Here is a 23,468-nt window from a genome sequence, read left to right as displayed (position 1 = left end):
CGGTCTCTATGCCAACCCTGCGCACTTTTCTCGCCACTGCCCTGCTGGGCCTGACCCTTTGTGTCGGCAGCGTCTACGCCGCCGAGCCGCCCAGCGCCGACGCCATTCAGCAAACCCTGGACAAGCTGCCTGATCGCAAACTGCCCGACGCCGACATGAAGGCGCTGCAGTCGATCCTGCAACAGACCCTGACCTACCTGGGCAACCAGCAGGATTATGAGCAGCGCCTCACTGACCTCAAGCGCCAGCTGGAAGACGCGCCGCGCCAGACCAGCGAAAACCAGCGCGAGCTGACCCGGCTCAAGGCCACCAAAATCATTCCGGTGGCCCAACGCTATGCCACGCTGCCCGTGCCACAGCTTGAGCAATTGCTGGTGCAACGCACCACCCAGCAAGGCGACCTGCAAAAAGACCTGGCCGAAGCCAACAGCCTGACCATCGCTGCCCAAACACGCCCCGAACGCGCGCAGACCGAAATCAGCAGCAGCCAGACGCGCATCCAGCAGATCAACGCGACCCTCAAGGCCGGTAAAGACAATGGCAAAGCCCTCAGCGGCGACCAGCGCAACCAACTGAATGCCGAACTCGCTGCGCTCAATGCCCTGATCCCCCTGCGCCGCCAGGAACTGGCCGGCAACAGCCAACTGCAAGACCTGGGCAACAGCCAGCACGACCTCGTGGTGGAAAAGACCGCGCGCCTGGAACAAGAAATCCAGGACCTGCAAACCCTGATCAACCAGAAACGCCTGGCCCAGTCCCAACAGACCGTCACCCAGCAGTCCATCGAAGCGCAAAAGGCCGGTGGCAGCAGCCTGTTGGCCACCGAAAGCGCGGCCAACCTGAAGCTGTCCGACTACCTGCTCAAAAGCACCGACCGCCTCAACGACCTGACCCAGAAGAACCTGCAGACCAAGCAGCAACTGGACACCGTGACCCAGAGCGACTCGGCCCTGGACGAGCAGATCAACGTGCTCAAGGGCAGCCTGCTGCTGTCGAAGATTCTGTATAAGCAAAAACAAGCGCTGCCACGCCTGACGGTGGACCGCGACCTGGCGGACGACATCGCCAACATTCGCCTGTACCAGTTTGAGGTCAACCAACAGCGTGAGCTGATCAGTTCCCCCAGCACCTATGTGGACAATCTGCTGGCCAACCAGCCACCGGATGACATCACCCCACAACTGCGCCGAACCCTGCTGGAGCTTGCGATTACCCGCAGCGACCTGCTGGAGCGCCTGAGTCGTGAGTTGAGCGCGCTGCTCAATGAGTCCATCACCTTGCAACTGAACCAGAAACAACTGCTCAGCACCGCCACCACCCTGCGCGCGACGCTGGATGAACAGATGTTCTGGATCCCCAGTAACAAGCCGCTGGACACCGAGTGGCTGGAAACCGTGCCGGCGCACTTGAGCAAGCAAGTCACCACCCTGCCCTGGGCGTCCAGCGTCAGTGAGCTGTACGACGGCCTGACCCAGCGCCCGCTACTGTTCCTGCCATTGCTGCTATTGATCGGCGCACTGCTGTGGCGACGCAAGGCCCTGTACCAACGCCTGAACAAGGTCCATCTGGACATCGGGCACTTCAAGCGCGACAGCCAGTGGCACACGCCGCAAGCCATCTTGATCAATATCCTGCTGGCCATGCCCGTATCGCTGGGACTGGCGCTGTGCGGCTACGCACTGCAGATCGACGCCCGTGGGCAAAACGCCAACCTGGGTTCAGCCCTGCTGCAACTGGCCCAGGCGTGGCTGGTGTTCTACACCGCCTACCGCATCCTGGCGCCGGGCGGCGTGGCGGAACTGCACTTCCGCTGGGAAAAACCCCAGGTCGAATTCCTCCAGGGTTGGGTGCGCAAACTCGGGCTGGTGGTATTGGCTCTGGTGGCCGTGGTGGCGATTGCCGAGCATCAACCGGCGGCACTGGCCGACGACGTGCTGGGCATCGCCGTGGTCCTGACCTGCTACGCCCTGATGGCCTGGCTGCTCGGGCGCCTGCTGCTGCACAGCCCGACCCACGAAAAAGCCTCGCTGTTCCGCAAGTCCGTGGGCCTGGTATTCACCGCGCTGCCGATCGCCCTGTTTATTGCCGTGTGCTTTGGCTACTACTACACCGCCCTCAAGCTCAGCGACCGACTGATCAACACCTTGTACCTGTTGATGTTTTGGCTGGTCATCGAAGCCACCTTCGTCCGCGGCCTAGGCGTTGCCGCCCGGCGCCTGGCTTATTCCCGCGCCTTGGCCAAACGCCAGGCCGCCAAGGAAGCAGGTGACGGCGAAGCGGTAATCGAAGAGCCGACCCTGGACATCGAGCAGGTCAACGAACAGTCCATGCGCCTGATTCGCCTGGCCCTGCTGGGCGGCTTTATCGCCGCGTTGTACTGGGTGTGGTCGGACCTGATCTCGGTGTTTTCGTACCTGGATAACGTCACGCTGTACGAATACACCAGCGGCACCGGTGCCAATATCAGCATGGTGCCCATCAGCATCGGCGACTTGCTCGGCGCGCTGATCATCATCGGTATCACCTTCGCCCTGGCGCGCAACCTGCCCGGTCTGCTGGAGGTGTTGGTGCTGTCAAAACTGGATCTGGCCCAGGGCAGCGCCTACGCCACCACCACGCTGCTGTCCTATGTGATTGCCGGCGTCGGCTTCGTGTCCACCCTGTCTACCCTCGGCGTGAGCTGGGACAAGCTGCAGTGGCTGGTCGCCGCGCTGTCGGTGGGCTTGGGCTTCGGCATGCAGGAGATCTTCGCCAACTTTATCTCCGGCATCATGATCCTGTTCGAACGCCCGGTGCGTATCGGCGACACCATCACCATCGGCAACCTGTCGGGCACGGTGAGCAAGATTCGCATCCGCGCCACCACCATCACCGACTTCGACCGCAAGGACATCATTGTCCCGAACAAGACGTTCATTACCGGGCAACTGATTAACTGGTCGCTGACCGACACCATCACCCGCGTCACTCTGAAACTGGGCGTGGACTACGGCTCCGATCTGGACCTGGTGAAGGAATTGCTGCTCAAGGCCGCGAGGGAAAATCCACGGGTGCTGAAGGAACCGGAACCTCACGTGTACTTCCTCAACTTCGGCGAAAGCACCCTCGACCACGAGCTGCGTATGCACGTGCGCGACCTGGGTGACCGCAACCCGGTACTCGACGAGGTCAACCGCTACATCAACCGTGAGTTCAAGAAGCAGCACATCAACATCTCGTTCCGGCAGATGGAGGTGTACCTCAAGAACATGCATGGCCAGGAGTACAAACTGGTGCCGGTCGAGGATGATCGCAAGACCATCGCCGGGCCCGCCACCGAACAGGACGCCCCCGAGCCGCCGCCCGGCAAAGTCGACGATGCGCCGGAACCGCCGCCCAGCAAACTCGACTAAAGCGTCTATCCCCAGCAGAATGCTCGGACATTCTGCTGGAGATGGCCGGTGAAAGCCCTCGACGAACTGACCTTCGACAACCGCTTCGCACGCCTGGGCGACGCGTTCTCAACCCACGTTTTGCCCGAACCCCTCGACGAGCCTCGCCTTGTCGTGGCGAGCAACGCCGCCATGGCCCTGCTCGACCTCGACCCGGCGGTGGCCGAAACGCCGGTATTCGCCGAACTGTTCAGCGGCCACAAGCTGTGGGCCGAAGCAGAACCGCGCGCGATGATCTACTCCGGGCACCAGTTCGGCGGCTATACCCCTCAGCTGGGCGACGGCCGTGGGTTGTTGCTGGGCGAGGTGTACAACGAGGCCGGCGAACATTGGGACCTGCACCTCAAGGGTGCCGGGATGACGCCTTACTCGCGGATGGGCGATGGCCGTGCGGTTTTACGCTCCTCGATTCGTGAGTTCCTCGCCAGCGAAGCACTCCACGCGTTGGGCATCCCCAGCAGCCGCGCGCTGTGTGTAATCGGCTCCAGCACGCCGGTATGGCGGGAAAAACAGGAGCGGGGTGCCATGGTGTTGCGCCTCGCGCCCAGCCATATCCGCTTTGGGCATTTCGAATACTTCTACTACACCAAGAAGCCCGAGCAGCAAGCCGAACTGGCCGAGCATGTGCTGAACCTGCACTACCCCGAGTGCCGCGAACAGCCCGAACCGTACCTGGCGATGTTCCGTGAAATCGTCGAGCGCAACGCCGAGATGATCGCCAAATGGCAGGCCTATGGCTTCTGCCATGGCGTGATGAACACCGACAACATGTCGATCCTGGGCATCACCTTCGACTTCGGGCCGTTCGCGTTTCTTGATGACTTTGACGCGCACTTCATCTGCAACCATTCGGACCATGAAGGGCGCTACTCCTTCAGCAATCAGGTGCCGATTGGACAGTGGAACCTCAGTGCGCTGGCCCAGGCGCTCACGCCGTTTATCAGCGTCGATGCCTTGAAGGAGTCCCTCGGCCTGTACCTGCCGCTGTACCAGGCGCACTACCTGGACCTGATGCGTCGCCGACTCGGGCTCACCACCGCCGAAGACGACGACCAGCAACTGGTGGAGCGCCTGCTGAAATTGATGCAGAACAGCGGTGTGGATTACACGCTGTTCTTCCGTCGCCTTGGGGATGAGTCAGCGGCGCTGGCCGCAGCGCGGTTGCGCGATGATTTTGTCGACATGGCCGGGTTCGATGCCTGGGCCGAGCAGTACAAGGAACGTGTCGCACGAGACGCAGACTCCAGCGAGGAGCAGCGCCGCGAGCGGATGCACGCCGTGAATCCGCTGTACATCCTGCGCAACTACCTCGCCCAGAACGCCATCACCGCAGCCGAGTCGGGCGACTACAGCGAAGTTCGGCGATTGCATGAGGTGCTTTCCAGGCCGTTCGAGGAGCAAGCGGGGATGGAGCAGTACGCGCAGCGGCCGCCGGATTGGGGAAAGCATTTGGAGATTAGTTGTTCGTCGTGACCACGAGAGCAATGAGCGCCCTTTCTACAATCATGTGTTTCGCTTGATAACTATCATTGCTGGCTCCAAATAGAGCCTATTGGCCATTTCCAGGAGCCCTCAATGTCCGAACCTCTCGTCATACCCTGCCCTCATTGCAACGGCCTCAACCGCATCCCCGGCGAACGCCTGGCAGATGCGCCCAAATGCGGGCGTTGCAAACAGCCCGTTTTGTTGAATAAGCCTTTTGAGCTGAAACAAGGCGACTACGCCAGCCAGATCAAAGGCGACCTGCCGCTTCTGGTGGACGTTTGGGCCGACTGGTGCGGACCGTGTAAGTCGTTCGCACCAGTGTTTGAACAGGCTGCCGGACAGTTGGAGGGCAAGTGCCGGTTGGCCAAGCTGGACAGCGAGGCCAATCAACAGTTGTCGGCGCAGTTGGGGATTCGGTCGATTCCGAGCCTGATTCTGTTCAAGAATGGTCGCGAAGTGGCGCGTCAGAGTGGAGCGTTTCCGTTGCCGCAGTTGATGAGTTGGTTGCGTAGCCAGGGGGTGTAACCGAACCTCAAGGACAATGCTGGGCAGTGTGGGAGGGGGCTTGCTCCCGATGCGGTGGGTCAGCTCCAGATGAGCTAGCTGGCATACCGCTATCGAGGGCAAGCCCCCTCCCACAGGTCAGGCGTTTTCCAGCAAGTTATGCAATTCCACGAACTGTTGGGTCAGCTTGTGCCGTGGATCGAGGTGGATCAGCGGCTTGTTCTCCTGATGGGACTCGCGCATGCGCACCGAACTGGCCAGGTACACCGGAAGCACCGGCAACCCTTCATTGATCAACTCCTCCAGCATCTGCTGCGGCAGACTCGCTCGGGCCTGGAACTGGTTGACCACGATACCTTCGACTTCGAGGCCTTCGTTGTGGTCTTCCTTCAATTCTTCGATTTCGGCCAGCAGGCCATACAGGGCCTGCCGCGAGAAGCTGTCGCAATCGAAGGGGATCAGCACACGATCAGCAGCAATCAGCGCCGAAACCGCATAAAAGTTCAGGGCTGGCGGTGTATCCAGGTAAATCCGGTCGTAATCTTCGCTCAGCTCATCCAGCAGCTTTCGCAGCTTGTTGATCTTGTGCTTGGCTTCAAGCTTGGGCTGCAAGTCCGCGAGTTCGGCCGTCGCGGTGATGACGTGAAGGTTATCGAAGGGCGTTTCGTAGATATCGACCTTGTTCTTCTTCGAAAACGGCCCGGAAGACAGGGTTTGCTTGAAAAAGTCCGCGATCCCCATGGGAATGTCGTCGCCGGTCAGCCCGGTGAGGTACTGGGTTGAGTTGGCTTGTGCATCGAGGTCCACCAACAGGGTTCGATAGCCTTCGCTGGCACTGACCGCCGCCAGGTTGCAGGCGATGCTGGACTTGCCAACGCCGCCTTTCTGATTGAACACCACACGCCGCATGGAAAAACCTCCGTGTATCAATGAATGTCCGAGTGTAGAGGGCAAAAGCGCCTGTTAGCTACCTCGTTCATCCATCCATTGCCGCACTCTAGACAGGTCGTCGCACCTCACACACAAAAGAATAGGAACGGTCCGACAATCCAACTCAGCCATCGATAAAGGACAATCTGTAAATCCTTACCAACAAATTGTATTCAGCCGTGAACAAATCTTTACCAAAGTTTGCTAGAACCCCGCGGCACCGGGATAATGCGCGCCATTCGGCTATTGCTCCCTGTCCCGGTATTCGGGGCCAAAAGCCGCACATGGAAGCCCGCAGGGGCGGGATAACTTCTCAGTGATCAACTTCAACATTGCCCAATGGCGTGCCTGGGCCCCAGGGCTGGAAAGTGCGGACGAATGGCGCGCATGGTGCCAGGCGCCGGTGCTGCTGCCCGCCAGCGATGCCTCGCCCGACGTATCCTTCTTGCCCGCCATGCAGCGCCGCCGCCTGAGCCGGCTGGCGCGCATGGCCTTCAGCGTGGGCTGGCCCCTTGCAGAAGGCCTGCAAGACCTTCCGCTGGTGTTTATTTCCCGGCACGGCGAAACCCCACGCACTCTAGACATCCTCAGCGACCTGGCCAACGAGCAGCCGCTGTCCCCGACCCAGTTCAGCCTGTCTGTGCATAACGCAGTGATTGGCCTCTGGTCGATTCTGCGTAATGAAACCAGTGAAATGACCGCCCTCGCCGCCGCCGGCGATGGCTTGGAGCACGGCATGCTCGAAGCCGCCGCGCTGCTCAATGAAGGCGCCCCGGCGGTATTGCTGGTGATCACCGAAGAACAGCCGCCCGAGGCCTACGCCAGCTGGATCGTTGACGTGCCCTTCCCCTACGCCCTCGGCCTGTTGCTCACACCAGGCGACGAGTGGCAACTGGAACTCACACCCGGCACTGTCCAAGCCAATCAAACCCAGTGGCCCCACGCCCTGAACCTGCTGCGCACCCTGCTCACCGAACAGGGCGCCTGCCAACATGCCTGGAAGAACCGTGTATGGAACTGGCAACGCAAGCTCTGACTGACAAGCCACGGGACGCCTACTACTGGCGCCTGTTTGCCACCGCCGCCAGCTTCTTCCTGTTTGGTGTCGGCGGGCTGTGCCTGCGCTTGCTGGTGTTTCCGGTGCTCAGCTGCCTGCCGGGCAGTGCCGACAAGCACCAGCGCCGTGCCCGTCACACCATCAGCAAGCTGTTCTGGTTCTTTATCCGCATGATGCATCGCGCTGGCGTGCTGACCTACAGCGTCGAAGGCGCCGAGAAACTCGGCCGCCCCGGCCAGATGATCGTTGCCAACCACCCGTCGCTGATCGATGTGGTGTTTCTGATCGGCCTGATGCGCCAGACCAACTGCGTGGTCAAGCAAAGCCTGTGGCAGAACCCGTTCACCCGGGGGCCGATACGCGATGCGGGCTATATCAGCAATGACGGCAGCGCGGAGATGCTCGATGCCGCCGCCGACGCCCTGCGCGAAGGCCAGACGCTGATCATCTTTCCTGAAGGCACTCGTACCACACCCGGCGCGGCGCCCGCCTTTCATCGCGGCGCCGCCGCCATTGCGCTGCGGGGTGCGACAATCATCACCCCCGTGGTGATCAAGGTCAGCCCAACCACCTTGACCAAAGCCGAACCCTGGTATCGCATCCCGAAACGCCGCTTTCACTTCAGTTTGCGGGTGGGTGCCGATATAGAACCACAGGCGTTCGCGGCACTGGGGCCCGCGCCTCAGGCTTCACGCAAGCTCAACGATCACCTGCACCACTATTTCATTAAGGAGCTCGCCGAAGATGAGCGACCAACACCGCCTTGAGCACGACATAAAGACGCTGATCATCGAGGCCCTGGGTCTGGAAGACATCAGCGCCGACGACATCGGTAGCGACCAAACCCTGTTCGGCGAAGGCCTGGGCCTGGATTCGGTAGACGCCCTGGAATTGGGTCTGGCGATTCAAAAAAAATACGGCATCAAAATCGATGCCGACGCCAAGGACACCCGTAATCACTTCACCAACGTGGCGAGCCTTGCGGCGTTCGTTACGGCCAGACAGGCAGCTTGAGACCGGACCATGCAAACTCGTGACGATATTTTCAACACCCTGCGCGATGCCTTGGTGGAACTGTTTGAACTCCCCCCAGAGCGCGTCACCCTTGACGCCAACCTGTATCAGGACCTGGAAATCGACAGCATCGATGCCGTAGACCTGATCGACCATATCAAGCGCCAGACCGGCAAGAAGATTGCCGCCGAAGAGTTCAAGGCCGTGCGCACAGTGAACGACGTGGTAGAGGCGGTGTACCGTCTGGTCCAACCCGCCGCATGAGCCGGCTGATCGGCCTTGGCCTGTTGTTGGCGGGGCTGCTGTACCCCTTTGCGGTGTATTACGGCACTGAGCATTTTGCGCCGTGGCAATTCGGGCTGCTGCTGGGCAGCCTCTGGCTGTTGCGCGCGTTCATCGGCGCACCACGTCCCGGCAGCCGCTGGATGGCGTTGGCGATGATCGTGTTTTGCCTGTTACTGGCTTGGTTCGACAGCCCGCACTTGCTGCGCTGGTACCCGAGCCTGGTCAGTGCCTTCATGCTCGCGCTGTTTGGCCTGAGCCTGAAATACGGCCCGCCGATGGTGGAGCGCCTGGCACGCATGACCGACCCGGAGTTACCGCCCAACGCGATTGTGTATACCCGCCAGGTCACCGTGGTGTGGAGCGTGTTTTTTCTGTGTAATGGCCTGCTCGCTGCCGCCCTAACCTTATGGGCGCCACTGAGCTGGTGGACGTTGTACAACGGCCTGATCGCCTACGGATTGATGGGGCTGTTGTTTGCCGTGGAATGGCTTGTACGACAAAGGGTTCGAGGCCGCATATGAATGGGTTGAAACTTGAGCACTTGCTGCTTGAGCCGCTGCAACAGCGTTTGGTGACCACCGAACCTGCAATGAATCACGCCCAACTGTGGGAACAATCACTCGGTCTGGCCGCGGGCCTGCAAGCGCGCGGTATTCGGCGTCTGGCGGTGCACCTGGAAGATGCCGGCGTGCTGGCGATCGCCCTGCTGGGCGCCTGGCGCGCAGGGGTCAGCGTACTGCTTCCCGCCGATCTGCAGCCCCAGACCCGCCAACGCTGGGCCGATGCCGTCGACGCATGGCTGGTCGACCCCGCCGATCTCGACGCGCTGTACCAGGCGCCGTTGCCTGCTGCCGCGCTCGACCTGGACACGTGTCAACTGAGCCTGTGCACCTCCGGCTCCAGCGGCGAGCCCAAGCGTATCGACAAAACCCTGCGCCAATTAGCCAACGAGGTTCAAGCGCTGGAAGCCTTGTGGGGTGCGGACCTTAAAGACGCCTGCATCATCGGCAGCGTCGCCACCCAGCACATCTACGGGTTGCTGTTCCGGGTGCTGTGGCCGTTGTGCGCCGGTCGTACCTTTGTGCGCAAGCAACTGGCCTTTCCCGAAGACTTGCAACGCGCCAGCCGCGAACACCCTCAATTTGCCTGGGTGGCCAGCCCGGCACTGCTCAAACGCATGGGCGACAACCTCGACTGGCCCGCGCTGAGCCAGGTGTCGCGAGTGTTCTCTTCCGGCGGCGCCTTGCCCGTCGAAGCCGCCGCCAGTCTTTACGAGCGTTTGCACCAATGGCCGACGGAAATTCTCGGCAGCTCGGAAACCGGCGGCATCGCCTGGCGCCAGGGCGCGCAACCCTGGCAGCCGTTTGCCGATGTGCAACTGAGCCAGGACGCCGACGGCGCTCTGCGCATCGCCTCGCCTTACCTGCCAGCAGGGCATATTGAACAAACCGCTGACGCTGCACATATCCATGCCGATGGTCGCTTCGAGCTGCTGGGTCGCCTGGACCGCATCGTCAAGCTGGAAGAAAAACGCATCTCCCTGCCGATGCTGGAACAAGCGCTGATGGCCCACCCATGGGTCGCGGAAACGCGCCTGGGCGTGGTGCAAGAAAACCGCGCGTCACTGGGTGCCCTGGTGGTATTGAGCGCCGAAGGCCTACACGCCCTGCGCAACCAAGGCCGCCGCAGCCTCACTCAAACCCTGCGCCAGCATCTGAGCCAGCATTGCGAAGCCCTGGCCCTGCCCCGTCGCTGGCGCCTGCTGCGACAGTTGCCGTTGAACGCCCAGGGCAAACTGCCCCAGGCCGATGTGGCCGCGCTGCTGCTGGCGCCACGGCCAAAGGCGCCGGAGGTGTTGGGGCAGATCGAAGCCGATGGCGAATGGACCGTGCAACTGAGTGTGCCGCCGGACCTGGCCTACTTCAGCGGGCACTTCCCGGTCACCCCCGTGCTGCCGGGCGTGGTGCAAGTGGAATGGGCGTTCAACCTGGGCCAGCAACTGCTCGACCTGCCCGCGACCTTTGCCGGGATGGAAGTGCTCAAGTTCCAGCAACTGATACGCCCCGGCGATCGTATCGAATTGCACCTGCGCTTCGACCAGGAGCGCGGCAAGCTGTATTTCGCCTACCGCAACGGCGTCGCGGCCTGCTCCAGTGGGCGGATTCTGCTGGAGACTGTCGATGCATAACCCCTGCGCCCTGATCCCGGTCTACAACCACGAAGCCGCCGTGCCCGCCGTGATCCAAAGCCTGTTGAACAGTGGCCTGCCCTGCCTGTTGGTCGACGATGGCAGCAGCCCGGCGTGCGCGGCGGTGTTGGCGCAATTGGCGACCCTCAATAACGTGACTCTGCTGACCCTGCCACACAACCAAGGCAAGGGCGGCGCGGTCATGGCGGGTTTCCGCGAAGCTGCACGCCTTGGCTATTCCCACGCCCTGCAAGTGGACGCCGACGGTCAGCATGATTTGCGCGAAGTCGAAACGTTTGTCGATACCTCGCGCAGGCACCCCGACGCTATTATCTGCGGCTACCCCGAATACGATGAAAGCGTGCCCAAAGGCCGCTTGTACGCGCGCTACCTGACCCACGTGTGGGTGTGGATCAACACGCTGTCGCTGCAGATCCGCGACTCGATGTGCGGCTTTCGCGTCTACCCGCTGACACCGGTGCTGGCGCTGATGGACTCGGCCTACATTGGCACGCGCATGGACTTCGACTCGGACATCCTGGTGCGCCTGGCATGGCGTAATCAGCCGATGCGCTGGCTGCCGACGAAAGTGCATTACCCCACCGACGGCCTGTCGCACTTTCGCCTGTTCCACGACAACGTGCGTATCAGCGCCATGCATACGCGGCTGTTTTTCGGCATGTTGGTGCGCGCGCCGATGATCCTGTGGCGACGGTGGAAGGCATGAGCGACAACACGCAACACTGGGCCGACCGCGAAGAACGCGGCAGCTACTGGCTGATGAAATTCACCGCCTTCGCGGCCAAAGTCCTCGGCCGACGCCTGCTGAGCCCGGTGCTGTACGGCATCGTGCTGTACTTTTTCCTGTTCGGCCGAAGCGCGCGCCAGAGCGCCTGGCAATACCAGCAGCGCCTGGCCGAATGGAGCGGGCGCGATGAGTTGCGCCCCAGCCACCGCAAAGTATTCGGCCAGTTCATGGCCTTCGCCGATTCCCTGCTCGACAAACTCGACGTGTGGAACGGCAAGCTGCGCCTGGAACAAATCGAAATCAACGACCCGGCGAAACTACGCGGGCAACTGCGCGGCGAGCGCGGCCAGATGCTGGTCGGCGCACATTTGGGCAACCTGGAAGTGTGCCGCGCGCTGGCGGAAATCGGCGAAAAGGTCACCATGAACGTGCTGGTGCACACCAAGCACGCCGAACAATTCAACCGCCTGTTGGGCGAAGCCGGGGCGAGTCATCTGCGCCTGATCCAGGTCAGCGAGTTGGACCCGGCGACGATGTTGCTGCTGAGCCAGCGCCTGGACGAGGGAGAGTGGCTGGCGATTGCGGGCGACCGCGTGCCGCTGCACGGCGGGCGCACGGTGCGCGTGGATTTCCTCGGCCATGACGCCGCATTCCCCCAAGGCCCGTGGCTGCTGGCCGGCCTGCTCAAATGCCCGGTCAACCTGCTGATGTGCCTCAAGCACACTGGGCGTTATCGCCTGACTATCGAACCGTTCACACCCTTGATCGAATGGAAGCGCAGCACCCGCGAGCAGGTCATCGCTCAGTGGACCTCACGCTACGCCGCACGCCTGGGCCAGTTCTGCCTGGAAGCGCCCCAACAATGGTTCAACTTTTACCCTTTCTGGAAGACCGATGACGACGCATCTTGAGCCGGTAACCTTTGGCGAACGCCCCCTGCGCATCGAAGACGTGCTGGCCCTGGCCAACCGTCAGGCGCCCACCCAGTTGCAGGGCGACGCCGCGTATCGCCAGCGCATCGCCAAAGGCGCGCAGTTCCTCGACTCGCTGCTGGACAAGGAAGGCGTGATCTACGGCGTGACCACCGGCTACGGCGACTCGTGCGTGGTCGCAGTGCCGTTGCAACACGTAGAGGCCCTGCCCCGTCACCTGTACACCTTCCACGGTTGCGGCCTGGGTAAATTGCTCGATGCGCAAGCCACCCGTGCCGTGCTGGCCGCGCGGTTGCAGTCGTTGTGCCACGGCGTTTCAGGCGTGCGCGTGGAGTTGCTGGAGCGCCTGCACGCGTTCCTCGAACACGACGTGCTGCCGTTGATCCCGGAAGAAGGTTCGGTGGGTGCCAGCGGTGATCTGACGCCGCTGTCCTACGTCGCCGCGACCCTGTCCGGCGAGCGCGAGGTGATGTTCCGTGGCGAACGTCGCCAGGCCGCCGACGTGCACCGCGAGTTGGGTTGGGACCCGCTGGTTTTACGTCCGAAAGAAGCCCTGGCCCTGATGAACGGCACCGCCGTGATGACCGGCCTCGCCTGCCTCGCCTTCGCCCGCGCCGACTACCTGCTGCAACTCGCCACACGCATCACCGCGCTCAACGTGGTCGCGCTGCAGGGCAACCCGGAACACTTCGACGAGCGCCTGTTCGCCGCCAAGCCGCACCCTGGGCAGATGCAAGTCGCCGCCTGGCTGCGCAAGGACCTGGCGATCGACGCGCCGACCGCACCGCTGCACCGCCTGCAGGATCGCTACTCGCTGCGCTGCGCGCCCCACGTCCTCGGCGTGCTGGCGGACAGCCTGAACTGGCTGCGTTCGTTTATCGAGATTGAACTGAACAGCGCTAACGACAACCCGATCATCGACGCCGAAGAAGAACGCGTGCTGCACGGTGGGCACTTCTACGGCGGGCATATCGCCTTTGCCATGGACAGCCTCAAGACCCTGGTGGCCAACGTAGCTGACCTGCTCGATCGCCAACTCGCGTTGCTGGTTGACGTGCGTTACAACCACGGCCTGCCGAGCAACCTGTCCGGCGCGCCGGCTGACCGCGCGATGATCAACCATGGCTTCAAGGCCGTGCAGATCGGCACCAGCGCCTGGACCGCCGAAGCGCTGAAAAACACCATGCCGGCCAGCGTGTTCTCGCGCTCCACCGAGTGCCACAACCAGGACAAAGTCAGCATGGGCACCATCGCCGCCCGCGATGCAATTCGCGTGTTGGAGCTGACCGAACAGGTTGCCGCCGCCACCTTGCTCGCCGCCAACCAAGGTGTGTGGCTGCGCGCCCAGGCCGAGGATGCGCGGGCGCTGCCACCGGCGTTGGCCGCCATGCATGAGGAACTGGCCAAGGACTTCCCGCCGGTGATCGAAGACCGCGCCCTGGAAGGCGAACTGCGCCTGTGCCTGCAACGCATCGCCGAGCAACACTGGAGGCTGCATGCGTAGCCCCGGCGTACTGCACTGCGACACCGAAATCCTCGTGCCATTTTTCGACGTCGACACCATGAACGTGGTGTGGCACGGGCACTACGTGAAGTATCTGGAAGTGGCGCGCTGCGCGCTGCTGGACAAGATCGGCCACAACTACACAGCGATGCTCGAAGCCGGCTATGCCTGGCCGGTCATCGACATGCAACTGCGCTACGTGCGCGGGGCAGTGTTCGGCCAGACGATCAACGTGCGCGCCAGCCTGGTGGAATGGGAGAACCGCTTGAAGGTCAATTACCTGATTACGGACCTGGCCAGCGGCGAGCGTTTGACCCGCGCCACTACCGTGCAAGTGGCGGTGGAGATGGCCAGCCGCGAGATGCAGTTGGCCTCACCCAAAGTGTTCACAGATGCGGTCGAGAGGGCCCTGGCATGAGAGCGATCATCCTGCTTGTGGGCCTACTGCTGAGCGTCAGCGCCCACGCCTTCGACCTGCAACAACTCAGCGATCAGTTGGCAAAACCTTCCGTGATCCACGGCAGCTTCACCCAGGAAAAACACCTGCGCGCCCTGCCACAGCCCTTGGTCAGCAAGGGTACTTTCGTCCTCGCCAAAGACCACGGCCTGCTATGGCTGCTCAAAACCCCATTGCAACAGGACTACCGCATCAGCGCCCAAGGCATCGCCCGGCGTGAAGCCAATGGCTGGCAGACACTGCCAAACAAGAGCGCCGGTGCCGAGCAGAATCGGTTGTTCCTCGCCGTACTCCAGGGCGACAGCAGCGGCTTGCAGCGGGATTTCGAGCTGCAACTGCAAGGCGAGGCTACGCAATGGAAGCTGACGCTGATCCCTCGGTCGCTGCTGCTGAAACAAGTGTTCACCCAGATCAATATCGACGGCGGCGCGCTGGTGCAAAAAATCGAACTGCTGGAAACCCAAGGTGACAGCACCGTACTGCGCATGCAGGACAGCACCGCCGAACAACCGTTGAGCGACGCGGAGCAACACGACTTTGCCCAGTGAGCGCCTGTTGCCGCGCCTGTTCCTGATCCTGCTGGTGGCGGTGCTGGCCCTGGCCGGCTGGCAGTGGCGCCACGGTGCGCCGCTGTCGGCCAACCTGATGGAACTGGTGCCGGGCAGCACGCCGAACGCCTTGGAACTGCAAGCCGAACAGCGCATGCAGGAACCGTTGAACCGCGAGATGCTGGTACTGGTGGGGCATGCCGACCGCCAGCAAGCGGTGGCTGTGGCACAACAGTTGGGCGAGCGCTGGCAGGCCAGCGGTCTGTTTGAAAAGGTGCAGTGGAACCTGCAAGCCGACTTGCCGGCACTGCGCGAGCAATTGCTGCGCGGCCGTTTGGCGATGCTCTCGACCAAGGACCGCGAGCAACTGATTGAACACCCCGACGCCTTTATCCAGCAGCGCGTGCAGGCGCTGTTCGACCCGTTCACCGGCTTCAGCCTGGTGCCGAGCCAGGATGACTGGCTGGGCCTGACCGGACGCATCCAGAACAGCCAGCCGCAACGTGGCTCGGTGCAGTTGGATATCGGCAGCGGCGCGTTGATCGCCGATGCCGACGGCAAAAGTTGGGTGTTGCTGCGCGCGCGCACCACCGGCAATGCCTTTGATATGAAACTGCCGCTGCAAGTAGCGGACTTGCTCCAGGCCAGCCGTGAACAGGCCGGCCAGCAAGGCGCGCAACTGCTGGCGGCCAGTGGTTTGTTATACGCCGCCAATGGTCAGCAGCAGGCCACACGGGAAATCACCTGGGTCGGTGGCGGCGCGACCGTGGGCATCCTGCTGTTGCTGTTGCTGGCGTTCCGCCGATGGCGGGTATTGCTGGCTTTCGTGCCGGTACTGGTGGGCATGCTGTTTGGCGCCGTGGCGTGTGTGGCGCTGTTTGGCCATATGCATGTGATGACCTTGGTGCTTGGCTCCAGCTTGATTGGCGTCGCGGTGGATTACCCGCTGCACTACCTGTCAAAAAGCTGGAGCCTCAAGCCCTGGCGCAGTTGGCCGGCGTTGCGCCTGACCCTGCCAGGGTTGAGCCTGAGCCTGGCCACCAGTTGCATCGGTTACTTGGCGCTGGCCTGGACGCCGTTCCCGGCGCTGACCCAGATCGCGGTGTTCTCCGCGGCGGGCCTGGTCGGTGCGTATCTGTCGGCCGTGTGCCTGTTGCCGGCATTGCTCAAGGGCGTCGAACTGCGTCCGGCGCAATGGCCGTTGCGTATCGCCGAATGCCTGTGGCAGATTCGCGCCGCGTTGCTCACGCGCGTGCCGAGCCCGGTGCTACTGGCGCTGGTGTTGCTGTTTTGCGCCGGTGGCCTGTGGCAGCTCAATAGCAAAAACGATATCCGCCAGTGGATCGGCGCGCCGCCGCAGCTGCTGCAAGAAGCCCAGGCCGTGGCGCGCATCACAGGTTTCCAACCCACCAGCCAGTTCTTCCTGGTGCGCGCCGAGAATCAACAGCAATTGCTGGAGCGCCTAGCCGCGTTGGGCCAGCGCCTGGATCAATTGGTGAATATGGACAAGCTCCAGGGTTACCTGGCGCTCAATCAACTGGTCAACCTGCCCGCCGAGCAGCAACAACTGCGCGAAGCACTGAACACACTGCCACAGCATTGGCAGCCGCTGCTGGACCTCGGCGTGCCGGCCAGCGCCCTGCAAGCTGAAGTTGCGCAGTTGCAAGCGCTGCCCACCGAAGACATCGACGCGGCACTGGCGGGCCCGATGGCCGAACCCTGGCGCACACTGTGGCTCGGCCCGGTGGACGGCGGTGTTGCAGCGATGGTCAGCCTGCAAGGTCTGAACAACCCAGCGCTGTTGCGGGTGCAGGCTGTGGACTTGCCGGGCGTGCAGTTGGTGGATCGCCTCGGTGATCTGAACCGCGTCTTCGCCGCCACCCAGATTAGCGCCGCGGAACTGAAATTGATGTCGTGCGTGCTGATCGTGTTGCTGCTGATCCTGCCGTTTGGTTTCGGCGGCGCCCTGCGCATCGTTGCACTGCCATTACTCGCCGCACTGTGCAGCCTGGCCAGCCTCGGTTGGCTGGGCCAGCCACTGACATTGTTCAGCCTGTTCGGCTTGCTGCTGGTGACGGCGATCAGCGTCGACTACGCGATCCTGATGCGCGAGCAGATCGGCGGTGCTGCCGTGAGCCTGCTGGGTACACTGCTTGCGGCGCTGACAACGTGGTTGTCGTTCGGCCTGCTGGCGGTGTCCAGCACGCCCGCCGTGAGTAATTTCGGCTTATCGGTCAGCCTGGGCCTGGCATTCAGCTTTATGCTGGCGCCCTGGGCTGGCCATCAGAAACACGCCTTATGAATCGGATTATCGCCATAGCGGCAAGGAGCCCTCGTGCCCACAGTTGAAATGGAACGTCGCCAGGTTGTCGTGATTGGTGCCGGCCCGTCCGGCGCCATCGCCGCCGCGCTGCTCAAGCGCAAAGGGCATGATGTATTGATCATCGAGCGCCAGCATTTTCCACGGTTCTCGATCGGCGAAAGCCTGCTGTCCCACTGCATCGACTTTATCGAAGAAGCTGGCATGCTCGACGCCGTGCAGGCCGCAGGCTTCCAGGTAAAAACCGGGGCAGCGTTCGCCTGGGGCGAGCGTTACAGCGCCTTTGACTTCAGCGACACTTTCAGCAACGGCAAGCCGACCACTTTCCAGGTGCAGCGAGGCGAGTTCGACAAGTTGCTGGCCGACCAGGCGGCATTGCAGGGCGTGGAGATCCGCTACGGTGAAACCATCGTCGGCGTGGATTTCGCGGGCGATAGCCGCTACCTGCATGTGCGCCGCGAAAACGGCAGCGAGTACCACATCAAAGCCAAGTTCGTGCTCGATGCCAGCGGCTATGGCCGCGTGCTGCCGCGCCTGCTGGATCTGGAAGCACCGTCGAATTTCCCGGTACGCCAGGCGGTGTTCACTCATGTTGAAGACCGCATCGAACACCCAGGTTTCGACCGTACCAAGATCCTGGTAACCACTCACCCGACCAAACGCGACATCTGGTTCTGGACCATTCCGTTCAGTAATGGCCGGTGCTCGGTGGGCGTGGTCGCGGCCAAGGAGCATTTCGACGGCCGCGACGCTGACCTGGACGCCTGCCTGCGCGGCTTTATCGACGAAACTCCAAGCCTGTCCGGCGTGCTGAACAACGCGGTGTGGGACACGCCAGCGCGCACCATCGGCGGCTACTCGGCCAACGTCAAAACCCTGCACGGCCCGGGCTTTGCCCTGCTGGGCAATGCGGCGGAATTCCTCGACCCAGTGTTCTCCTCTGGTGTGACCATCGCCATGCGCTCAGCGAGCATGGCGGCCGCCCTGCTGGACCGTCAGCTCAAAGGCGAAACCGTGGACTGGCAAACCGAATTTGCCGCACCGTTGAAGCGCGGCGTCGACACCTTTCGCTGCTACGTCGAAGGCTGGTACGCAGGGACATTCCAGGATGTGATTTTCCACCCTGAAAGCTCGCCGGAGATTCGCCGCATGATCAGCGCGATTCTCGCAGGCTACGCGTGGGACGAGCGTAATCCGTTTGTCAGCGAGCCCAAGCGGCGGTTGCGGATGTTGTCGGAGATTTGCGCGAGTGAACCGACATGACATCTCAATACCTGAGTAAAAACTACGTCGAAGAAACCAAATTCGGTTTGTGGTTCCTGCGCAGCCACACCTGGCAGCACCATGTGCTGCGCGTGGCGATCAACGACCTGCGCAGCCTGTTCACCGACCCACTGCCCGAAGCGCCGGTATTGCTCGACGCCGGCTGCGGCCAGGGCAAATCCTTCCAGTATTTGCAGCAGGTGTTCGCCCCCGAGCGCCTGATCGGGCTGGACGCAGACCCTCATAGCCTGGAATTGAGCAAGGCTGAAGCCACGCGCCAGGGCCTGGCCATCGAGCTGATCGGCAGCGACTGCGCCACCCTCGATGTGCCGGACGAGAGCGTCGATATCCTGTTCTGCCACCAGACCTTCCATCATCTGGTCGAACAGCATCGCGCACTCAAAGAGTTTTACCGAGTGCTCAAGCCGGGAGGCTATTTGCTGTTTGCCGAATCCACCGAAGCCTATATCGACACTTGGGTGATCCGCTGGCTGTTCCGCCACCCCATGCATGTGCAGAAAAGCGCCGAAGAATACCTGGAGATGCTCCGCGAGCAGGGCTTTGAATTCGGCCCACAGAACGTTTCCTACCCGTACCTGTGGTGGAGCCGTTCCAGCGACTTCGGCCTGCTGGAGCGCTGGGGCCTGCGCAACCCGCCGCCGGTGGGCCAGCGCGAAGAAACCCTGGTCAACTGTGTAGCGCGCAAGCCTCTGGCGAGCTGCGCACCATGATGCGCAGCCTGTTGATCGGTTGCCTGCTATTGCTGAGCGCCTGCGCCAGCCAGCCGCCGTTGCCGGAAAAAACGCCCGCGCTGGCGTTGCCGATGCAACTGCATGTGCAGCGCCATGCAGATGGACAGAGCCAGGACTGGTTCCTGGTGGTCCAGCGCGAAGGCAGCGCAATCCGCTGGTCGATGATGGACCCGCTGGGCATCCCGCTGGCCCGGCAAAAACTGATCGATGGCGCCTGGCAGGCCGACGGCTTGCTGCCGCCCAATCCCCAGGCGCGGGAGCTGTTCGCCGCCCTGCTGTTTGCCCTGGCCTCAGCCGATGACGTGCGCGCGCTTTACCCCAGCGCCCAGGCAAGGGGCCTCACACGTACCCTGCCGGGGCATTGGCAAATCGTCTACCAATCCTCAGAAGTCTTCAGTGTGACCATGACCGGCCAACCCTTGAGCTACCGCATTACACCGCTCGGTGCCGCCCAATGACCGCCTACCTCAACGCCCTCGGCGTGATTTGCGCCCTTGGTCGCGGTCAGGAGCACGTCAGCCGCAGCCTGTTTGCCGGTGACTGTTCAGGCATGCGCGCCGAAAGCGGTTGGGTGCCGGAGCGCGTGTTGCCGGTCGGCAGTGTGCACGGCGAGCTGGCAACCATCCCGGTGGAACTCGGCCAGCAGAGCAGCCGCAATAACCAACTGTTGCTGGAAGCGGCGTTGCAGATCGAGAACGAGATTCGTCAGGCGATCCACACCTACGGCGCCTCGCGCGTTGGCGTCGTGCTGGGCACCAGCACCTCGGGCATCGACGAAGCCAGCCGCGGCATCGCCCTGTACCTGCGCGACAAGCACTTCCCCTGCGACTACGACTACCAGCAACAGGAACTCAGCGCCCCGGCGAACTTCCTCGCCGACTGGCTGCAACTGAGCGGCCCTGCCTACGTGATTTCTACCGCGTGCACTTCCAGCGCCCGCGCCCTGATGAGCGCCCAGCGCTTGCTTGATCTGGGAGTGTGCGATGCGGTGATCTGCGGCGGCGTGGACAGCTTGTGCAAGCTGACCCTCAATGGTTTCAGCGCGCTGGAGGCAGTCTCGAATGAGCGTTGCAACCCTTTCTCGGCGAACCGCAACGGCATCAATATCGGCGAAGCGGCCGTGCTGTTTTTGATGAGTAAAGCGCCGGCACCGATTGCCTTGCTGGGCAGCGGCGCCAGCTGCGACGCACACCATATCTCCGCGCCCGAACCTACCGGCAAAGGCGCGTTGCAGGCGATGCGCAAGGCCCTGGCCAGCGCAAAACTGGCGCCGGAGCAGATCGGCTACCTGAACCTGCATGGCACCGCCACCCAGCACAACGACGCCATGGAAAGCCTCGCCGTCGCCAGCCTGTTCCCCGAAGGCGTAGCCTGCTCATCCACCAAACCCATGAGCGGCCACACCCTCGGCGCCGCCGGTGCGCTGGAAGCGGCCTTCTGCTGGCTGAGCCTGACTCACGGCCGCGTCCCACCCCACGTATGGGACGGCCAGGCCGACCCCGCGTTGCCCGCCTTGCAATGGGCACGCAACGACGAAACCTTGGGAAAAACCTGCCTGATGAGCAACTCGTTTGCCTTCGGCGGTAATAACGTCAGCCTGATTATCGGAGAGGCCCCATGACCAACTGGCCACTCGCCGAGCTGCTGCCCCACGCGGGCGACATGATCCTGATCGAACACGTGCTGTCGTTCGACGAAGAGCAGATTCACACCCGTCTCACCGTCAAGCCTGGCGGCCTGTTCAACCGCCCTGACGGCAGCTTGCCGGCCTGGGTCGGCATCGAGTTGATGGCGCAGAGCGTCGCCGCCTACGCCGGTTGCCGCGCACGCCAAAGGGGCGAGGCGGTGGAACTGGGCTTCCTGCTCGGCACACGTAAGTTCGAATGCAACGTGGAACACTTCCCGGTGGGCGCCGAGCTGAACATCCACGGCCTGCGCTCCCTGGAAGACGACAACGGCATGGGTGTGTTCGAATGCCACCTGACCGGCGACGGTATCCAGGCCAGCGCCCGCTTGAACGTATTTCGACCGCCCCAGGCGGCCAATTATTTAGAAGAATCGAAGGACGAAACGCCATGACTGAATCCGTACTGGTCACCGGCTCCAGCCGTGGCATCGGCCGCGCCATTGCCCTGCGCCTGGCCCAGGCCGGCCATGACATCGTGCTGCATTGCCGCAGCGGCCGTGCCGAAGCCGATGCAGTACAAGTCGAAATCGAAGCCCTTGGCCGCAAGGCACGGGTGCTGCAATTCGATGTGGCGGATCGTGCGACCTGCAAGGAAATCCTTGAGGCCGACGTCGAGCAACATGGCGCCTACTACGGCGTGGTGCTCAATGCCGGGCTGACCCGCGACGGAGCGTTCCCGGCCTTGTCGGAAGACGATTGGGACGTGGTGATGCGCACCAACCTGGATGGTTTCTACAACGTGCTGCACCCGGTGATGATGCCAATGATTCGCCGTCGCGCAGCCGGGCGTATCGTGTGCATTACCTCAGTGTCGGGGCTGATCGGCAATCGCGGCCAGGTCAATTACAGCGCCTCGAAAGCCGGCTTGATCGGCGCGGCAAAAGCCCTGGCCATCGAGCTGGGCAAGCGCAAGATCACTGTCAACTGCGTAGCCCCCGGCTTGATCGACACCGCGATGCTGGATGAAAACGTACCGGTGGAAGAGCTGATGAAAATGATCCCGGCACAGCGCATGGGCACTCCCGAAGAAGTCGCCGGCGCGGTGAATTTCCTGATGTCGGCCGAAGCCGCCTATATCACCCGCCAGGTGTTGGCCGTCAATGGAGGCTTGTGCTGATGAAACGTGTAGTCGTCACCGGCATGGCCGGCATGACCTCCCTGGGCGGAGATTGGGCGACCATCTCCGCCAACTTTCGCGCCAACCGCAGCGGCATTCGGCGCATGGACGAGTGGGACCGTTTTACCGAACTGAACACGCGCCTGGCCGGCCCTATCGACGATTTCGTCGTGCCGGCCCACTGGACCCGCAAGCAGCTGCGCAGCATGGGCCGTGTCTCGCGCCTGGCGGTATGGGCGGCGGAGCAGGCATTGCAGGACGCCGGGTTGCTCGGTGATGAGTCGATCAAGGATGGGCGCATGGGTGTGGCGTGTGGTTCGTCCACAGGCAGCACCGATGAGATCAAGGCGTTCGGCAATATGCTGCTCAATTCTGTGGCCGAGGGGCTGAACGCCAACTCCTATGTACGGATGATGCCGCACACCACGGCGGCGAATATCAGCATCTTTTTTGGCCTGACCGGGCGGCTGATCCCAACGTCCAGCGCCTGCACCAGCGGCAGCCAGGGCATCGGTTATGCCTATGAGGCGATCAAGTTCGGCCGCCTGCCCTTGATGCTCGCCGGCGGCGCCGAGGAGCTGTGCCCCACCGAAGCCATGGTGTTCGACGCGCTCTACGCCACCAGCCTGAAAAACGACGCCCCGCAAACCAGCCCACGCCCCTACGACAGCGGCCGCGACGGCCTGGTGATCGGCGAAGGCGGCGGCATGCTGGTACTTGAGGAGCTGGAACACGCCCTGGCGCGGGGTGCACATATTCACGCGGAACTGGTCGGCTTCGGCAGCAACGCTGACGGCCAGCACACCACCCGCCCGGAACAGAAAACCATGCGCCGCGCCATGGAGCTGGCCCTGGAAGACGCTGGGCTCACACCAGACGCGATTGGCTACGTGAACGGACACGGCACCGCCACCGATCAAGGCGACATCGCCGAGACCCTGGCCACCAGCAGCCTGTTCGGCAAGCGCATGCCCATCAGCTCGCAAAAAAGCTTCCTCGGCCACACCCTCGGGGCGTGCGGGGCGCTGGAGTCGTGGTTCAGCATCGAGATGATGAACCGCAACCAATACGTGCACACCTTCAATCTGGACTCCGTCGACCCGCAGTGCGGGAAGCTGGACTACCTGCAAGGTGAATTCCGCGAGATGCACCACGACTACGTGATGAACAACAATTTTGCGTTTGGTGGCGTGAATACGTCGCTGATCTTCCGCCGCTGGTCCTGACTTTTTAAACGATTGGAGAA

The 23,468-nt window shown here is 62.5% G+C and carries 23 protein-coding genes; 22 read left to right on the top strand and 1 reads right to left on the bottom strand.

Features of this window, described 5'->3' with window-relative positions; all coding sequences use genetic code 11:
- Positions 1-8 precede the first annotated feature (8 nt).
- The 3 genes from mscK to trxC all read left to right on the top strand — a co-directional run bounded on the left by mscK (position 9) and on the right by trxC (position 5,441).
- A complete protein-coding gene (mscK, locus tag BW43_RS05075) occupies positions 9-3,392 on the top strand; it encodes a mechanosensitive channel MscK (protein ID WP_032890337.1) in 3,384 nt (1,127 codons plus the stop codon).
- A gap of 48 nt (positions 3,393-3,440) precedes the next feature.
- Positions 3,441-4,904, top strand: coding sequence for a protein adenylyltransferase SelO (gene selO / locus BW43_RS05080; protein ID WP_032890336.1), 1,464 nt, complete (start codon positions 3,441-3,443; stop codon positions 4,902-4,904).
- Positions 4,905-5,006: 102 nt separating this feature from the next.
- The gene (trxC, locus tag BW43_RS05085; RefSeq protein WP_032890334.1) at positions 5,007-5,441 is read left to right on the top strand and encodes a thioredoxin TrxC; all 435 of its coding nucleotides are present in this window, start codon (positions 5,007-5,009) and stop codon (positions 5,439-5,441) included.
- Positions 5,442-5,558: 117 nt separating this feature from the next.
- Here trxC and BW43_RS05090 read toward each other — a convergent pair whose 3' ends face one another.
- The gene (locus BW43_RS05090; protein WP_032890333.1) at positions 5,559-6,329 is read right to left on the bottom strand and encodes a ParA family protein; all 771 of its coding nucleotides are present in this window, start codon (positions 6,327-6,329) and stop codon (positions 5,559-5,561) included.
- Between the two features lie 337 nt (positions 6,330-6,666).
- Between BW43_RS05090 and BW43_RS05095 the strand changes: the two genes are divergently transcribed.
- From BW43_RS05095 to BW43_RS05185, 19 genes are read left to right on the top strand one after another with little or no spacing between them, the layout of a single operon-like run.
- On the top strand, positions 6,667-7,386 hold the full coding sequence (locus BW43_RS05095; protein ID WP_032890331.1) for a beta-ketoacyl synthase chain length factor: 720 nt from the start codon (positions 6,667-6,669) through the stop codon (positions 7,384-7,386).
- Positions 7,362-8,174, top strand: coding sequence for a 1-acyl-sn-glycerol-3-phosphate acyltransferase (locus BW43_RS05100; RefSeq protein ID WP_032890329.1), 813 nt, complete (start codon positions 7,362-7,364; stop codon positions 8,172-8,174). The genes BW43_RS05095 and BW43_RS05100 overlap by 25 nt, the downstream gene beginning before the upstream one ends.
- Positions 8,152-8,421 carry a phosphopantetheine-binding protein gene (locus BW43_RS05105; protein WP_010563239.1) on the top strand — a complete coding sequence of 90 codons (270 nt, stop codon included), beginning with the start codon at positions 8,152-8,154 and terminating at the stop codon, positions 8,419-8,421. Before BW43_RS05100 ends, BW43_RS05105 begins: the two co-directional genes overlap by 23 nt.
- Positions 8,422-8,430: 9 nt before the next feature.
- A complete protein-coding gene (locus BW43_RS05110; RefSeq protein ID WP_003187949.1) occupies positions 8,431-8,685 on the top strand; it encodes an acyl carrier protein in 255 nt (84 codons plus the stop codon).
- Positions 8,682-9,227, top strand: coding sequence for a membrane protein (locus BW43_RS05115; RefSeq protein ID WP_032890326.1), 546 nt, complete (start codon positions 8,682-8,684; stop codon positions 9,225-9,227). Before BW43_RS05110 ends, BW43_RS05115 begins: the two co-directional genes overlap by 4 nt.
- Positions 9,224-10,894: an acyl-CoA synthetase family protein gene (locus tag BW43_RS05120; RefSeq protein ID WP_032890324.1), complete on the top strand. Its 1,671-nt coding sequence runs from the start codon at positions 9,224-9,226 to the stop codon at positions 10,892-10,894. The genes BW43_RS05115 and BW43_RS05120 overlap by 4 nt, the downstream gene beginning before the upstream one ends.
- Positions 10,887-11,621 (top strand): glycosyltransferase family 2 protein, encoded by a 735-nt coding sequence (locus tag BW43_RS05125; protein ID WP_032890322.1) that lies wholly within the window; start codon positions 10,887-10,889, stop codon positions 11,619-11,621. Before BW43_RS05120 ends, BW43_RS05125 begins: the two co-directional genes overlap by 8 nt.
- On the top strand, positions 11,618-12,553 hold the full coding sequence (locus tag BW43_RS05130; RefSeq protein WP_032890320.1) for a glycosyl transferase: 936 nt from the start codon (positions 11,618-11,620) through the stop codon (positions 12,551-12,553). Before BW43_RS05125 ends, BW43_RS05130 begins: the two co-directional genes overlap by 4 nt.
- Positions 12,537-14,078 (top strand): histidine ammonia-lyase, encoded by a 1,542-nt coding sequence (gene hutH / locus BW43_RS05135; RefSeq protein WP_032890318.1) that lies wholly within the window; start codon positions 12,537-12,539, stop codon positions 14,076-14,078. The genes BW43_RS05130 and hutH overlap by 17 nt, the downstream gene beginning before the upstream one ends.
- A complete protein-coding gene (locus BW43_RS05140) occupies positions 14,071-14,496 on the top strand; it encodes a thioesterase family protein (RefSeq protein ID WP_032890316.1) in 426 nt (141 codons plus the stop codon). Before hutH ends, BW43_RS05140 begins: the two co-directional genes overlap by 8 nt.
- Positions 14,493-15,083, top strand: a complete 591-nt coding sequence (locus BW43_RS05145; protein WP_032890314.1) for an outer membrane lipoprotein carrier protein LolA — start codon at positions 14,493-14,495, stop codon at positions 15,081-15,083. The genes BW43_RS05140 and BW43_RS05145 overlap by 4 nt, the downstream gene beginning before the upstream one ends.
- Positions 15,073-17,385, top strand: a complete 2,313-nt coding sequence (locus BW43_RS05150) for an MMPL family transporter (protein WP_032890312.1) — start codon at positions 15,073-15,075, stop codon at positions 17,383-17,385. Before BW43_RS05145 ends, BW43_RS05150 begins: the two co-directional genes overlap by 11 nt.
- Positions 17,386-17,418: 33 nt before the next feature.
- Positions 17,419-18,666 (top strand): NAD(P)/FAD-dependent oxidoreductase, encoded by a 1,248-nt coding sequence (locus BW43_RS05155; protein WP_081797837.1) that lies wholly within the window; start codon positions 17,419-17,421, stop codon positions 18,664-18,666.
- On the top strand, positions 18,663-19,397 hold the full coding sequence (locus BW43_RS05160; RefSeq protein WP_032890309.1) for a class I SAM-dependent methyltransferase: 735 nt from the start codon (positions 18,663-18,665) through the stop codon (positions 19,395-19,397). The genes BW43_RS05155 and BW43_RS05160 overlap by 4 nt, the downstream gene beginning before the upstream one ends.
- The gene (locus BW43_RS05165) at positions 19,394-19,876 is read left to right on the top strand and encodes a hypothetical protein (RefSeq protein ID WP_032890308.1); all 483 of its coding nucleotides are present in this window, start codon (positions 19,394-19,396) and stop codon (positions 19,874-19,876) included. The genes BW43_RS05160 and BW43_RS05165 overlap by 4 nt, the downstream gene beginning before the upstream one ends.
- Complete coding sequence (locus BW43_RS05170) at positions 19,873-21,039, top strand: beta-ketoacyl-[acyl-carrier-protein] synthase family protein (RefSeq protein ID WP_032890306.1); 1,167 nt, start codon at positions 19,873-19,875, stop codon at positions 21,037-21,039. The genes BW43_RS05165 and BW43_RS05170 overlap by 4 nt, the downstream gene beginning before the upstream one ends.
- Positions 21,036-21,497 (top strand): hotdog family protein, encoded by a 462-nt coding sequence (locus tag BW43_RS05175; RefSeq protein ID WP_032890304.1) that lies wholly within the window; start codon positions 21,036-21,038, stop codon positions 21,495-21,497. The genes BW43_RS05170 and BW43_RS05175 overlap by 4 nt, the downstream gene beginning before the upstream one ends.
- Positions 21,494-22,222 (top strand): 3-oxoacyl-ACP reductase FabG, encoded by a 729-nt coding sequence (gene fabG / locus BW43_RS05180; protein ID WP_032890302.1) that lies wholly within the window; start codon positions 21,494-21,496, stop codon positions 22,220-22,222. Before BW43_RS05175 ends, fabG begins: the two co-directional genes overlap by 4 nt.
- Positions 22,222-23,448: a beta-ketoacyl-ACP synthase gene (locus tag BW43_RS05185; RefSeq protein ID WP_032890301.1), complete on the top strand. Its 1,227-nt coding sequence runs from the start codon at positions 22,222-22,224 to the stop codon at positions 23,446-23,448. The genes fabG and BW43_RS05185 overlap by 1 nt, the downstream gene beginning before the upstream one ends.
- Positions 23,449-23,468 lie beyond the last annotated feature (20 nt).

The sequence above is a fragment of the Pseudomonas sp. RIT357 genome (genome assembly GCF_000632245.1).
Lineage (GTDB): Bacteria > Pseudomonadota > Gammaproteobacteria > Pseudomonadales > Pseudomonadaceae > Aquipseudomonas > Aquipseudomonas sivasensis.
This window is presented reverse-complemented; position numbering and strand designations above follow the sequence as displayed.

Excerpts from the sequence above, each read along its gene's own strand:
- mscK (WP_032890337.1), top strand. The coding sequence starts at position 9 with ATGCCAACCCTGCGCACTTTTCTCGCCACTGCCCTGCTGGGCCTGACC.
- trxC (WP_032890334.1), top strand. The coding sequence starts at position 5,007 with ATGTCCGAACCTCTCGTCATACCCTGCCCTCATTGCAACGGCCTCAAC.
- BW43_RS05090 (WP_032890333.1), bottom strand. The coding sequence starts at position 6,329 with ATGCGGCGTGTGGTGTTCAATCAGAAAGGCGGCGTTGGCAAGTCCAGC.
- BW43_RS05100 (WP_032890329.1), top strand. The coding sequence starts at position 7,362 with ATGGAACTGGCAACGCAAGCTCTGACTGACAAGCCACGGGACGCCTAC.
- BW43_RS05105 (WP_010563239.1), top strand. The coding sequence starts at position 8,152 with ATGAGCGACCAACACCGCCTTGAGCACGACATAAAGACGCTGATCATC.
- BW43_RS05110 (WP_003187949.1), top strand. The coding sequence starts at position 8,431 with ATGCAAACTCGTGACGATATTTTCAACACCCTGCGCGATGCCTTGGTG.
- BW43_RS05115 (WP_032890326.1), top strand. The coding sequence starts at position 8,682 with ATGAGCCGGCTGATCGGCCTTGGCCTGTTGTTGGCGGGGCTGCTGTAC.
- BW43_RS05120 (WP_032890324.1), top strand. The coding sequence starts at position 9,224 with ATGAATGGGTTGAAACTTGAGCACTTGCTGCTTGAGCCGCTGCAACAG.
- BW43_RS05125 (WP_032890322.1), top strand. The coding sequence starts at position 10,887 with ATGCATAACCCCTGCGCCCTGATCCCGGTCTACAACCACGAAGCCGCC.
- BW43_RS05130 (WP_032890320.1), top strand. The coding sequence starts at position 11,618 with ATGAGCGACAACACGCAACACTGGGCCGACCGCGAAGAACGCGGCAGC.
- hutH (WP_032890318.1), top strand. The coding sequence starts at position 12,537 with ATGACGACGCATCTTGAGCCGGTAACCTTTGGCGAACGCCCCCTGCGC.
- BW43_RS05140 (WP_032890316.1), top strand. The coding sequence starts at position 14,071 with ATGCGTAGCCCCGGCGTACTGCACTGCGACACCGAAATCCTCGTGCCA.
- BW43_RS05145 (WP_032890314.1), top strand. The coding sequence starts at position 14,493 with ATGAGAGCGATCATCCTGCTTGTGGGCCTACTGCTGAGCGTCAGCGCC.
- BW43_RS05160 (WP_032890309.1), top strand. The coding sequence starts at position 18,663 with ATGACATCTCAATACCTGAGTAAAAACTACGTCGAAGAAACCAAATTC.
- BW43_RS05165 (WP_032890308.1), top strand. The coding sequence starts at position 19,394 with ATGATGCGCAGCCTGTTGATCGGTTGCCTGCTATTGCTGAGCGCCTGC.
- BW43_RS05170 (WP_032890306.1), top strand. The coding sequence starts at position 19,873 with ATGACCGCCTACCTCAACGCCCTCGGCGTGATTTGCGCCCTTGGTCGC.
- BW43_RS05175 (WP_032890304.1), top strand. The coding sequence starts at position 21,036 with ATGACCAACTGGCCACTCGCCGAGCTGCTGCCCCACGCGGGCGACATG.
- fabG (WP_032890302.1), top strand. The coding sequence starts at position 21,494 with ATGACTGAATCCGTACTGGTCACCGGCTCCAGCCGTGGCATCGGCCGC.
- BW43_RS05185 (WP_032890301.1), top strand. The coding sequence starts at position 22,222 with ATGAAACGTGTAGTCGTCACCGGCATGGCCGGCATGACCTCCCTGGGC.